The 11847-nt window shown below is 63.0% G+C and carries 12 protein-coding genes; 10 read left to right on the top strand and 2 right to left on the bottom strand.

Features of this window, described 5'->3' with window-relative positions; genetic code table 11:
* A partial coding sequence (locus ACXJ7R_RS14270) for a LacI family DNA-binding transcriptional regulator (RefSeq protein WP_457152395.1) occupies window positions 1-584 on the bottom strand: 584 nt, incomplete at its 3' end.
* A gap of 274 nt (window positions 585-858) precedes the next feature.
* Between ACXJ7R_RS14270 and ACXJ7R_RS14265 the strand changes: the two genes are divergently transcribed.
* From ACXJ7R_RS14265 to ACXJ7R_RS14235, 7 genes are all read left to right on the top strand, one after another.
* Window positions 859-1866, top strand: a complete 1008-nt coding sequence (locus tag ACXJ7R_RS14265) for a sterol desaturase family protein (RefSeq protein ID WP_457152394.1) — start codon at window positions 859-861, stop codon at window positions 1864-1866.
* Window positions 1867-1966: 100 nt separating this feature from the next.
* Window positions 1967-2947, top strand: a complete 981-nt coding sequence (locus ACXJ7R_RS14260; RefSeq protein ID WP_457152393.1) for a sugar ABC transporter substrate-binding protein — start codon at window positions 1967-1969, stop codon at window positions 2945-2947.
* Window positions 2948-3119: 172 nt separating this feature from the next.
* Entirely contained in the window at window positions 3120-4124 is a 1005-nt protein-coding gene (locus tag ACXJ7R_RS14255; RefSeq protein ID WP_457152397.1) for an ABC transporter permease, read from the top strand.
* Window positions 4121-4945, top strand: coding sequence for an ATP-binding cassette domain-containing protein (locus tag ACXJ7R_RS14250; RefSeq protein WP_457152392.1), 825 nt, complete (start codon window positions 4121-4123; stop codon window positions 4943-4945). Before ACXJ7R_RS14255 ends, ACXJ7R_RS14250 begins: the two co-directional genes overlap by 4 nt.
* Before the next feature lie 114 nt (window positions 4946-5059).
* Window positions 5060-5371, top strand: a complete 312-nt coding sequence (locus tag ACXJ7R_RS14245; protein ID WP_457152391.1) for a MocE family 2Fe-2S type ferredoxin — start codon at window positions 5060-5062, stop codon at window positions 5369-5371.
* Between the two features lies 1 nt (window position 5372).
* Entirely contained in the window at window positions 5373-6155 is a 783-nt protein-coding gene (locus ACXJ7R_RS14240) for a TIM barrel protein (RefSeq protein WP_457152390.1), read from the top strand.
* Window positions 6156-6164: 9 nt separating this feature from the next.
* On the top strand, window positions 6165-6977 hold the full coding sequence (locus ACXJ7R_RS14235) for a 3-methyl-2-oxobutanoate hydroxymethyltransferase (RefSeq protein ID WP_457152389.1): 813 nt from the start codon (window positions 6165-6167) through the stop codon (window positions 6975-6977).
* Between the two features lie 25 nt (window positions 6978-7002).
* Here the strand turns inward: ACXJ7R_RS14235 and ACXJ7R_RS14230 are convergent, their stop codons facing one another.
* Window positions 7003-7926: a LysR family transcriptional regulator gene (locus ACXJ7R_RS14230; protein WP_457152396.1), complete on the bottom strand. Its 924-nt coding sequence runs from the start codon at window positions 7924-7926 to the stop codon at window positions 7003-7005.
* Between the two features lie 125 nt (window positions 7927-8051).
* On the opposite strand from ACXJ7R_RS14230, the gene ACXJ7R_RS14225 reads away from it, so the two are divergent.
* From ACXJ7R_RS14225 to ACXJ7R_RS14215, 3 genes are all read left to right on the top strand, one after another.
* The gene (locus tag ACXJ7R_RS14225; RefSeq protein WP_457152388.1) at window positions 8052-8963 is read left to right on the top strand and encodes an alpha/beta fold hydrolase; all 912 of its coding nucleotides are present in this window, start codon (window positions 8052-8054) and stop codon (window positions 8961-8963) included.
* Window positions 8964-9221: 258 nt separating this feature from the next.
* Window positions 9222-10685 carry a phospholipase D-like domain-containing protein gene (locus tag ACXJ7R_RS14220; RefSeq protein ID WP_457152387.1) on the top strand — a complete coding sequence of 488 codons (1464 nt, stop codon included), beginning with the start codon at window positions 9222-9224 and terminating at the stop codon, window positions 10683-10685.
* 110 nt (window positions 10686-10795) lie between these two features.
* The gene (locus tag ACXJ7R_RS14215; RefSeq protein WP_095084468.1) at window positions 10796-11596 is read left to right on the top strand and encodes an endonuclease/exonuclease/phosphatase family protein; all 801 of its coding nucleotides are present in this window, start codon (window positions 10796-10798) and stop codon (window positions 11594-11596) included.
* Window positions 11597-11847: the final 251 nt, after the last annotated feature.

The raw sequence follows: 11847 nt of genomic DNA, 5'->3' as shown, positions 1-11847 counted from the left end.
CCCAGTCTGCCGGGCGCCCGGCAAACATGCTCGAACACCCAGGCCGCGGTGCGCCCGACCTTCCAGTTGTCCAGGCCGATATAGTTGATATGGCCGGTCGCCGAGATCTGCGAGATCAGCGCAAAAACCGGCACGTTGCGGGCCTGCAGCGCGTCCACCGCCTGGGTGACCAGAGGATGGACCGCGGCGACGACGCCGACGGCGTYGCATTCGGCGCCCAGTGCCAGCATCCGCGAGGCGACATTCTGCGGCGACAGATCGTCGAGAAACTCAGTAAGCAACTCTATTTCGCAGTCGGGCATCGTTTGGGCTGCAAGGCGCAGTGCCTCGGCCATGTTGCGGTAGAAGGCTCGGCCGGGCTGGTGCAGCAGGAAACCCAACCGGTAGCGCGGCCGGGCGGCCGCTATACGGCTGCGCAGCGCGCCCATGCCGTAGAAACCGATCTGCTCCGCCGCCAGCATGACGCGCTCGCGCGTGCCCTGGCGCACGGCGCCCGAGCCGCTCAGCACCCTATTGACGGTGGCCACCGAAACATTGGCCTCGGCGGCAACATCCTTGATGGTCGGCCGCTTGTTCTGATCCATTTCGTGTCATCAGCCTATAGCAATTGATACGAAGATATCATTCGTCGGGCAGCCCTGAGACGAATGATACAATTAATTTGGAATAAACATTCTATTCTTGATTCATTTTGGATCAAGATGTTTATCTCGGGAAGAAGCAAAGAAGGCGCAAGCACCGCCAGCCCWGGGATAGAAGCAGCACAGCGCAGACAAGGTTCTGACCCTCCGCCCGACGGCGGTGCGAGGCGGCGTGCGCGTGCGAGCCATCCCAGGCACTGCGGGTGGAGGATCCGGGATGGACGATCTCAAATACGGCGTGCGCGACAAGCGCGGCGACTGGAAGCCGAACGGGCGCATCGAGGCCGTGCCGTTGTGGAACTGGCCACCGAGGCTGCCGAAGATCCTGGCATGGCTGCCCGGTTATATCTGGCCGTGGAATGCCTTCCACATGGCCACCGCCCTCCTTTACTGGATCTATGTCGTCCCCAGCGTCGAGACGATGAAGACCATCAGCTGGGGATGGGCGCTCTGGCTCTACGCCGTCAACGCCGCGGCGATCCTCGTCTTCTACGGCATTTTCGAGCTGCGCTATTACGTCAGGCGCACGCAAGCGACGCGCTTCAAATACAACCACAAATTCCCCGCCGATGCGCCCTCCGACGTGTTCTGGTTCCAGAGCCAGAACCTCGACAACTTCCTGCGCTCGTTCTTCATCACCATCCCGCTATGGACGGTGGTCGAAGTCATCTTCCTGTGGTGCTTTGCCAAGGGCTACGTGCCGTGGGTCGGCTGGCAGGACCACCCCGTCTACCTCGCCGCGCTGGTGCTGGTCGCACCGGCCATTCACGAGGTGCATTTCTTCTTCATCCACCGCCTGATCCACTGGGGTCCGCTCTATCGCTGGATCCACTCCGTCCACCACAATTCGATCAACCCGTCGCCCTGGTCGTCGCTGTCGATGCACCCGGTGGAAGGGTTCCTCTATCACGCGGTCGCCTTCTGGCATCTGCTGATCCCGTCCAACCCCATCGTCGCACTGTTCCAGCTGCACGTCGCCAGCTTTGGTGCCGTCAACGGCCATCTCGGCTTCGAAAAGCTGGAACTCACGCAGGACACAGCCGTATCGAGCCACGCCTACGCGCATTACCTGCACCATAAATATTTCGAGGTGAACTACGGCGGCGACGGGCTGATCCCGCTCGATAGATGGTTCGGCACCTTGCATGACGGCACCAGAGAGGGCGACGCCATGATGGACGCCCGGTTCCAGAAAAAGAAGCAGCGCATGAATGCCAGGGCGTAAGCGACGCCGGGCGAAGCATTGATCACGCGACGCGCCGGGAGGGGAGCGTCGGGACCAAGTTTTCCAATCCGTCTGATGACGGCAACCGGGAGGAAATGAAATGAACCATATCACGAAGCTTTTGACTGCGGCGATGACGGCAGCCTTGGTGGCGACAGGTGCCACAGCCGCAATGGCTGATGGGGCGAAGATCTTCGTCATCGGCGGCAAGGCGGACGACCCGTTCTGGTCGAAGGTCAAGAAAGGTGCGGACGACGCCGGAAAGGTCGCCGAACTGACCGGCGGCTCGGTGACTTGGCTCGGCCCGCAGAACTACGACAATCTTGGCCCGGACGCCGCCAAGCTGATCCGCACCGCGCTCAGCCAGAAGCCGAGCGCCATCGTCGGTCCCGACTGGGTGCCCGAGGCCATGGATGACGCCTTCAAGGAAGTCGTTGCCGCCGGCGTGCCGCTCATCATCTACAATTCCGGCGGCATGGACGCAGCCAAGCGGCTCGGCGCCATGAACTATGCCGGCAACGAAGAATACGCGGCCGGTCTCGGTGGCGGCGCCTATTTCGGCAACCATGGCGCCAAGAACGTGCTGTGCGTCAACACCTTGCCTGGCTCCACGAACACGGAAGACCGCTGCAAGGGCATCGCCGACGCCATCGCCAAGAGCGGCGGCAAATCCACCCAGCTGCCGCTGCCTTCATCCAGCTTCGGCAACCCGACCGCGGTCGCCGAGGCGATCAAGGCCGCCGTGCTGAAAGACAACACCCTCGACGGCCTCATCACCATCAGTGCCGGCGACGCCAACAGTGCGGCCAACGCCATCAGCCAGGCCAATCTTGGCGACAAGGTCAAGCTCGCGTCGTTCGACATGGACGAAACCGGCCTGCAGCGCATCAAGGACGGAACGCAGATGTTCTCGATCGACCAGCAGCCTTACCTGCAGGGCTATCTCGCGGTGTCGCTGCTCAACGGCTTCGTCAACTATGGGCTCGACCTGCCGACGAAGCCGGTGCTGACCGGACCGGGGATCGTCGATGCTGCCAACGTCGGCGCGACGATGGGTGGTGCGGCGGCCGGCGCCCGCTGATTGCGCAAACCGAGTGTCCGGCCCGCCGTGGGCCGGACATCGCCGGCCGGCGCCCCTCCGAGGGCCGCGCCAGGCACCCCCATTGTTCAAGCCAGGGACCACTTCGATGACATCCCAAGCCCATGACCAACCTGCCGTGGTAGCGACTGCGCTACCCGCCCCGCATTCCTCGATGCCCTCGATCGGTAGGCTCGTGCGTCGCCCAGAGGTCGGCTCGCTGATCGGCATGATCGCCGTGCTGGTGTTCTTCTCGATCTTCGGCGGCGCCAACTTCATGTCGGCCGGCGGTGCCGCGAGCTGGCTCAACGTCGCCTCGGAACTCGGCATCATCGCTCTCCCGGTGGGGCTATTGATGATCGCCGGACATCTCGATCTCTCGGTCGGCTCGATGATCCCCGCCAGCTCGATGACCATCGCCATCATCTCGGGCCACTACGGCCTGCCGATCATCGTCGGCATCCTCGCGGCCCTCGCCCTTGGCCTCATCGTCGGCTTCATCAACGGGCTCCTGGTAATCCACACCAAAGTGCCGTCCTTCGTCGTCACACTGGCAACGCTGTTCGCGCTGGCCGGCCTGACGCTCGGCCTTTCGATCATCCTGTCCGGCAGCACCAGTGTCGCGCTGAAGAGCGGGCCGATCGCCAAGCTTGTGTTTGGCGACTATCTCGGCGGCAAGTTCCAGGTGACCCTGTTCTGGTGGATCGCCATCGTCCTGATCGTCGGCTTCATCCTGAACTTCTCGCGCTTCGGCAACTGGATCCTGGCCATGGGCGGTGACGCGGTCAGCGCCCGCAATGCCGGCATCCCGACGGACCGGGTCACCATCGCGCTGTTCATGAGCAGCGGCCTGTGCGCCGCCTTCGTCGGCATGTCGCAGGCGATCCTCTACAACAGCGCCCAGGTGGCCGCGGGGCAGTCCTTCATCTTCAACTCGATCATCGCGGTGGTCATCGGCGGCGTGCTGCTCACCGGCGGGTATGGTTCGGTGGTCGGCATCGTGCTGGGCACGCTGACCTTCTCCATCGTCAACCAGGGCATTTTCTACACCGGCTTCGACGCCAATTGGGCAAGCCTGATCATCGGCGTCCTGCTGCTGGGGGCCGTGCTGATGAACAACACCTTCCGCACCATGGCGCTGACCTACGCGCCGCGCACCAAATCGAGAGTTCGCTCATGACCACGCCCCTGCTCAGGCTGACCGGGATCAACAAGTCGTTCGGTCCGATCGACGTGCTTCACGACATTTCGCTGGAGGTCGACAGAGGCGAGGTGTTGTGCCTGCTCGGCGACAATGGCGCCGGCAAGTCGACGCTGATCAAGATCCTCTCCGGCGTCCACAAACCGACATCGGGCACGATGGAAATGGACGGCAAGGCTGTCGCCTTCGACAGCCCGCGCGACGCCAGCGACCACGGCATCGCGACGGTGCACCAATTCGGCGGGACGTTCCCGCTGATGAGCATCGGCCGTTCCTTCTTCGTCGGCGCCGAGCCGACACGGCGCTGGGGACCGCTCACCATCTACGACCGCAAGCGGGCCAACGAGATCGCCGTCACCGAGATGCGCCAGCTCGGCATCACCCGCATCGACGACGGCGATCGCCTGGTCGGTGGACTGTCCGGTGGTGAGCGGCAGGCGCTGGCGATCGCGCGCGCCGTGCATTTCGGCGCCAGCGTGCTGATCCTCGACGAGCCGACCGCCGCACTTGGCGTCAAGGAGGCGGCGCATGTCCTGCGCATCGTCCTGCAGGCACGTCGCAAGGGCATCGCAGTCATCTTCATCACCCACAATGTCGTTCATGCCCTGACCGTCGGCGACCACTTCGCCGTCCTCATCAGGGGCGCCAAGGTCGCCGACTTCCGCAAGGGCGAAAAAAGCCGTGAAGCGATCACCGACCTGATGGCAGGCGGCGAGCAGATGGCCGAACTCGAAGCCGAGATCGAGAGCTTCTCGGCGGCTGAAGACAGGCATGCGCCGCATGGCGCAAGCCATGCGTGAACCCAGTGAAGGCGCCCATCTCCTCCTCCCGGGCACCTTCCTGTGCGGCCGGCGGAATGCGTGGTTCCGCCGGCTGTCTTTTCGACCAACCCAAGAACAGACTGCAGGGCGACAATGGCAAGGTGGATTGATGCGTGCGCGGCCGATGATATCGAGGAAGAGGACGTTATCCGCTTCGATCACGAGGGTCGGACATTCGCCATCTACCGCAGCCCCGACGATGCGTTCTTCTGCACCGACGGGCTGTGCACGCATGAGAAGGTGCATCTGAGCGACGGGTTGGTTATGGAATACAGGATCGAATGCCCCAAGCACAACGGCGTGTTCGATTACCGGACCGGCGAAGCGCTGCGCGCACCGGTCTGCGTGAACCTTAAAATCTACAACACCAAGGTCGAGGACGGCCGCGTGTACATCGAGGTCTGACATGTCCGATACCTTCACCCTTGCGGCTTGCGCCGAGATGCTCTGGCGCGACCGGCCGATGGAATGGCGCGTGCGGCGCCTGACCGAAATGGGCTTCCAGGTCGGCCTTTGGAACTGGCCCGATCACGACCTCGCAATGCTCGAGAATTCCGGCGCGACCTTCTCGATCATGAACGGCTATCTGCGCGGCCGTCTCTCCGATGACGAGGGCGCCGCGGAACTGTTGATGACGGCGAAGGAGACCGCGGCGGTCGGCAAACGCCTCGGCGTCGCACGGCTCAACCTGCACGGCACCGGGCTGGGCGAAGGCGGCCTGCCGGTCGCACCCTGCGAGACCGTCACCGGCGCGATGTGGCTCAGGGCATACGACACGCTGAACCGGATTGCGGATCTCGCCGAGGCGGAAGGCGTGACATTCACGCTGGAGAATTTGAACCTTCCGGTCGACCATCCCGGCGTGCCTTTTGCACGAGCCGAAGACACGCTTGCGCTAGTGTCGAGCGTCAACCGGCCGGGCCTGCGCCTCAACCTCGACCTCTACCATGCGCAGATCGGCGAAGGGAACTTGATCGCGCTGTGCCGCGCCTGCCTGCCATGGATCGGCGAAGTCCAGGTGGCCGACGTGCCCGGCCGAATGGAGCCCGGCACGGGCGAGATCAACTATCGCGGCATCGCCCGCGCGCTGAAGGACATGGGCTACCGCGGGCCGGTGGGCATGGAAGCGTTTGCCTCGGGTGATCCCGAGCCGGCACTGCAGGCCTTCCGTGAAGCTTTCACCGTCTGAGGAACAAGAATGGTCACCAAGAGCAGCCGTCCCACCGTCGCCGACATCCGCGCCATGAAGGGCCGCGGACAAAAGATTTCCATGCTCTACGTCACCTCTCTCGAAGAGGCGGCGGCAGCGGATGCTGCCGGCATAGACATGCTTTCGATCGAGGGGCGCTTCTTCTCGCCCGAGATGCGCGAGGCGGCCGGCCGATGCTTCGTGCAGGTCGGGCTGCCCTACGGTCCCGCCGGCAATCTGGTCACCTCGGAGGATTATCTGAAAACCGCCTACCAGTTCATGCGCATCGGCGGCGACTGTTTCTACTGCGCCGCCTCGCTCGATATCCAGAAGGCGCTCTGCGACAACGCCGTGCCGGTCGTCGCCCATGTCGGCCTGATCCCCTCGCAATGCACCTGGACCGGCGGCTTCAAGGCTGTCGGCAGGACGGCCGAAAGTGCCCGTGCGGTGTGGGATCACGTCAAGCGCCTGGAGGCCATTGGCTGCTTCGGCGCCGAGCTGGAGGTGGTGCCCGACCGGGTTGCCGAACTGATCACGAGGAATACGCCCCTGATCATGCTTGGCATGGGCGCCGGGCCGCATGCCGACGCGCAGTATCTTTTCAGCGAGGACGTGCTCGGCCACACCGCCGGCCACAGGCCGCGCCACGCCAAGACCTACCGCAACTTCGCCGCCGAATATGAGCGGCTGCAGCGTGAACGCATCGCCGCCTATCGCGAGTTCATATCCGACGTGCAGACGGGCGCCTACCCCGAGCCGCAGCACGTGGTCCCCGTCACCAACGACGAGCTTTCTGCTTTCAAGATTGCCCTGGGTCTTTAGTGATTTGCCTAGATGGAGCGGATAATCATTTGTCCGTCGGGCGGCAATCAGGCACATCCCAGTAGGGCGGATCACCGATTACCGTGATCAGACATTCCGCGAACGCCTTGAGCTTGGCCGATGGCGGCGGCCCTTCAGGATACGCGATATAGATGAATTCGCCTTCGGCCTCGACGCCGATATCGACGATCTTGAGCTCACCGGTTCTGATTGCTCCTCSGGCAATGAAAGTCGGCAGCAAGGCTATTCCTAGACCCGCGATCGCAGCCTCACGCATGACGTCACCATTGTTGACGAGCAACCCGATCCGACCCCGGACAATCGCAGCGCCGTCGGGGCTGGGAAAGCGCCAATCGGCGACGCCGCGATGGGTGTAGAAAATGCCCCGATGGCTGGCCAGGTCAGCCATTGACGTAGGCGCACCGTTCCGGGCGATATACTCCGGCGACGCGACGAGAAGGCGTCGGCTCGCCGCGAGGCGCCATGCTATCAGCCGCGAATCCTGGATCGCACCGTGTCGCACAACCGCATCGTAACCATCGGCAGCGGCATCGGCGCGCCGATCATCGAGATCGAGCGTCAGTTCGATCCCTGGATGGCGCGCCAGGAAAGGGTAAAGCGCCGGCCCGAGATGCATGCGTCCAAATGCGACCGGCGCCGAGATACGCAGCGGCCCGACCAGTTCGCCGCGTCGTTCCGCCATGTCGGCGCCGGCGTCCTCCACTTCCCTGACGATGCGCCGCGCTCGTGCGAGGAAAGCTATCCCATCCTCCGTCAGGGTAAGTCTGCGCGTCGTACGATGCAGCAAGGTCGTGCCCAGGCTTCTTTCGAGCTCGGCCAAACGCTCGCTCACCACCGATTTGGACAATCGTTGACGCCGGGCGGCTTCGCTGATCGAACCGGCTTCCGCTACGGTGACAAACGTGCCGATGCCTTCAAGCTTCATGATTGTCCGCATTTTCCGAATTCGAGTTCCCGAATTATATGGCTAATCAGAACGAAAGTCCTGCGCCATACTCAAGCAAGGTACAGATGATGGTCACGAGACTGGGACCAATTGGCGGAGATTAAGAGATGTTCAGGTTCCTGCTTGGCCTGTTTGGCATGCTTGTGATTTCATTGCCTGCCGCAGCGCAGGTTCAATCGTTGCCCACTGGCTTCCAGACGCAGGATATCAAGGCGGGTGATGTGACGCTGCATGTCCGTGTGGGCGGACAGGGCTCCCCGGTGGTTTTGATACATGGTTTCGGTGACACCGGTGATATGTGGGGGCCRCTGGCCACCGAACTGTCCCGCGATCACCGGATCGTCATTCCGGATCTGCGGGGTATGGGTCTGTCGTCCCATCCAGTCGATGGCTACGACAAACGGACACAGGCGGCCGACATCCGCGCAATTCTGACCGCGCTTGATATCGACCATGCCATCATTGTCGGGCACGATATTGGCACGATGGTCGCCTACGCCTATGCGGCACGTTATCCGGACAAGACCGAAAAGCTGGTGGTGATGGACGCGCCGGTTCCCGGCATTCCGCCCTGGGATGAGGTCGTGCGCAGCCCGGCGCTGTGGCATTTCGACTTTGGCGGGCCGGATGCAGAGCGGCTGGTGGCGGGACGTGAACGCATCTACCTTGATCGTTTCTGGAACGAATTCGCGGGCGATCCGTCCAAGATCAACGAAGCAACGCGTGAGCACTATACCAAGTTCTACGCCCTTCCGGGAGCGATGCGCTCGGCCTTCGCGCAGTTCCGCTCTATCCGGCAGGACGTCGAAGACAACAAGGTATCCATGATGACGAAACTCACCATGCCGGTGCTGGCGATCGGCGGCGAAAAATCCTTTGGAGCAACCGAGGCGGTCGTCATGCGCAATGCCGCGACGGACGTGACCGAAGTCGTGGTCCCCCATTCGGGACATTGGCTCATGGAAGAGCAGCCGGAGGCCACGATCGCAGCCGTGAGGACTTTTCTCGACCGGAAGTGAGGCGCACAAGTCTTCGCCCAGCGAGTTCCTTGGCTTGATCCTCAATCGTATCGCCCTGACTGACAGAAAGATTCCGAAGCCGGTAAAAGCAGATGGAGGTGCAAGCCTGCTGCTCCGTACCGAGATAATTCAGATAATGCCTCGGCTGCGCCGCTCGCAACGGTTGCAGACACTTACCCGGTAACGCCGATCCGTGGATTCGCCCCGCACGCCGGGGCCGCATTGCCTTCCGCAACCGCTCGCTGGATAGTCCCAGCAATGTTCGAGACTCTGGCGACTCACTGGCCCCAAATCCTTGCGATCATCTCGGTGGTGATGGCGACCGTCGGCATCATCCACGTCGTCATGACCAAGGAAGATGTCCGCGCAGCCACCGGCTGGGTCGGCGTGATGGTGCTGTCGCCTATCATAGGCGTGCTGATCTATGCCGTCGCCGGTATCAACCGCATCCGTCGCGCCTCGATCAGCGCCCAGCGCCCACTTACCGGCGGCGCGGTGTCCGCCAAGCATGAGCGCGACGTTGCGGCCGAAGAGGCCCTGATCGTCGAGCGATACGGGCAGCGGTTCACCGGTCTGCGGACACTGGGCGACAGGGTGGCGCGGCGCGCGCTCCACCCTGGAAACGCAATCGATGTGCTGGAGACAGGCGACGAGGCCTATGCCGCCATGTGCGCGGCGATTGACGGCGCCGAGCGCAGCATCCTGCTCGAGACCTATATTTTCGACAATGATGCCGTCGGCATGCTCTTCGTCGAGGCGCTCGCCGGCGCCGTCCGGCGCGGCGTCACGGTCCGCGTGCTGATCGATGCCGTCGGCGCCCGCTATTCCGTGCCGAGTATCCTGGGGCATCTGCGCAGCGCCGACATCACCGCCGATGTCTTCAACGGCAACATCGTCATGGGCCTGCGCCTGCCCTACGCCAATCTCAGGACCCACAGGAAGATCCTGATCATCGAYGGTAAGGTCGCCTTCACCGGCGGCATGAACATCCGCAAGGGCTTCTCGGCCGAGTTCGCCGGTTCCAACTGCGCCAGGGACACGCATTTCCGGGTCACTGGTCCGGTCGTCGCCGATCTCTTCTCGGTCGCCGCCGAGGATTGGCGCTTCGCCACCGACGAACCGTTGAAGGGCGATGCCTGGCGAATTGGGCCGCTGTCGCCGGCGCCCGGCCTGCCCATGCTGGTGCGGGCGGTCGCATCCGGCCCGGACGCCAGCATCGAAACCAACCACAAGCTGCTGATCGGCGCGTTCTCCGTCGCCCGCAAATCGATCCGCCTGATGTCGCCCTATTTCCTGCCGGACCGTGAACTGATCAGCGCCTTGACCACCGCTGCAAGGCGCGGCGTCGAAATCGACATCGTGGTGCCGGCGGTGAACAATCTTTTCCTTGTCGACCGCGCTATGACGGCGCAGTTCGATCAGCTGCTGAAGAACTATTGCCGCATCTGGCGCACGGAGGGACCGTTCGACCATTCGAAGCTGCTTTCGATCGACGGCGTGTGGGCGTATGTCGGCTCTTCCAACCTTGACGCCCGGTCGCTGCGGTTGAATTTCGAGATCGACCTCGAGGTCCTCGACGCCGGCTTTGCCAGCGAGATCGAGGCGCGGATCGGATCGGCGCTCGCCACCGCAGTGCCGGTGACGCTCGACGCCTTGCGGGCCCGACCCTTCCTTATCAGGCTGTTCGACCGGGTATTGTGGCTCGGTTCGCCCTATCTCTAGCCAAGGTTGGCGCGTGTGACGCCAGCCTGTCATGGAATATATGCCGACGGCGCCTATTTTGACTGTAGCCCGGTTCCGAATTGAAGCCAGCGAGGACGAGCAGCACGGATATGCACAGAACTGGACGCAGCCTTCCGGCAAGCATGCTTCTATCCATTCGCGACCGCAGGATGCGGAAGGCAAACGCCGGTGCGCCCAAGCGGACAGGCACAACCGGAACGCTAGTTGCCTCCTACAACGTCCACAAATGCATCGGCCTCGACAGGAAGTTCGATCCCGAGCGGACCAGCCGCGTCATCCGCGAAATCGATCCTGACGTGATTGCACTGCAGGAAGCCGACAACCGCTTCGGCGACCGTGACGGGCTTCTCGACCTGTCTCGCCTGGAACATGAAACCGGCCTGGTGCCGGTGCCGATTGCGGCCAATGGCAAGGGGCATGGCTGGCATGGCAATGTCCTGCTGTTCAAGAAGGGCGTCGTCCGCGACGTGCATCAGATCAGGCTGCCGGGGCTGGAGCCACGCGGCGCCGTGGTGGCGGAGATTGATCTTGACGGAAACCGGACCCTGCGCGTCATCGCCGCCCATCTCGGTTTGCTGCGCCGGTCCCGCTCGCAGCAGGCCCGTGTCGTGCTGGATATCATGAACAGCCCCGATGCCACGCCGACGCTCCTGCTCGGCGATCTCAACGAATGGCGGCTCGGCAACCGCTCCGCGCTGAATACGCTGCATGTCACCTTTGGCCCGCTGCCGCCGGCAGTGCCCACCTTCCCGTCGAACCTGCCGCTGCTGGCGCTCGACCGCATCATGGCCAACCGGCACGGCATGATCTCGGCCGTGGAGGCGCATGACACGCCGCTTTCGCGGGTGGCGTCCGACCACCTGCCGCTGACGGCATTTGTGCGCCTGTAAGGCAAATTGTCCCGCCGATGACGCCCAACCTGGCGTCCACGGCTATGAAAAGCGATATTGGAACGCTAAGTCTTCCGGCGAGTTCATAAGATTGAACCTAGGAGGACAAGATATGAAAAACCTATTCCTGGCTTCGGTGATGGCATTGGCCGCAACGGCCGCCGTCATTGCGCCAACGCAAGCCGCAAGCTTGATTATCCAGTCCGACGACAATCAGTACTCATCGGACGATCAGCCCGACAACGGTGGCC

It is taken from the genome of Mesorhizobium sp. P5_C1 (assembly GCF_054049815.1).
Note: the sequence above shows the minus strand (reverse complement) of the source record. Positions and strands in the feature narration are given on the sequence as shown.

Bases quoted from the DNA above. Each gene is read 5' to 3' on its own strand.
- ACXJ7R_RS14265 (WP_457152394.1), top strand. From the start codon at position 859: ATGGACGATCTCAAATACGGCGTGCGCGACAAGCGCGGCGACTGGAAG.
- ACXJ7R_RS14260 (WP_457152393.1), top strand. From the start codon at position 1,967: ATGAACCATATCACGAAGCTTTTGACTGCGGCGATGACGGCAGCCTTG.
- ACXJ7R_RS14255 (WP_457152397.1), top strand. From the start codon at position 3,120: ATGCCCTCGATCGGTAGGCTCGTGCGTCGCCCAGAGGTCGGCTCGCTG.
- ACXJ7R_RS14250 (WP_457152392.1), top strand. From the start codon at position 4,121: ATGACCACGCCCCTGCTCAGGCTGACCGGGATCAACAAGTCGTTCGGT.
- ACXJ7R_RS14245 (WP_457152391.1), top strand. From the start codon at position 5,060: ATGGCAAGGTGGATTGATGCGTGCGCGGCCGATGATATCGAGGAAGAG.
- ACXJ7R_RS14240 (WP_457152390.1), top strand. From the start codon at position 5,373: ATGTCCGATACCTTCACCCTTGCGGCTTGCGCCGAGATGCTCTGGCGC.
- ACXJ7R_RS14235 (WP_457152389.1), top strand. From the start codon at position 6,165: ATGGTCACCAAGAGCAGCCGTCCCACCGTCGCCGACATCCGCGCCATG.
- ACXJ7R_RS14215 (WP_095084468.1), top strand. From the start codon at position 10,796: ATGCACAGAACTGGACGCAGCCTTCCGGCAAGCATGCTTCTATCCATT.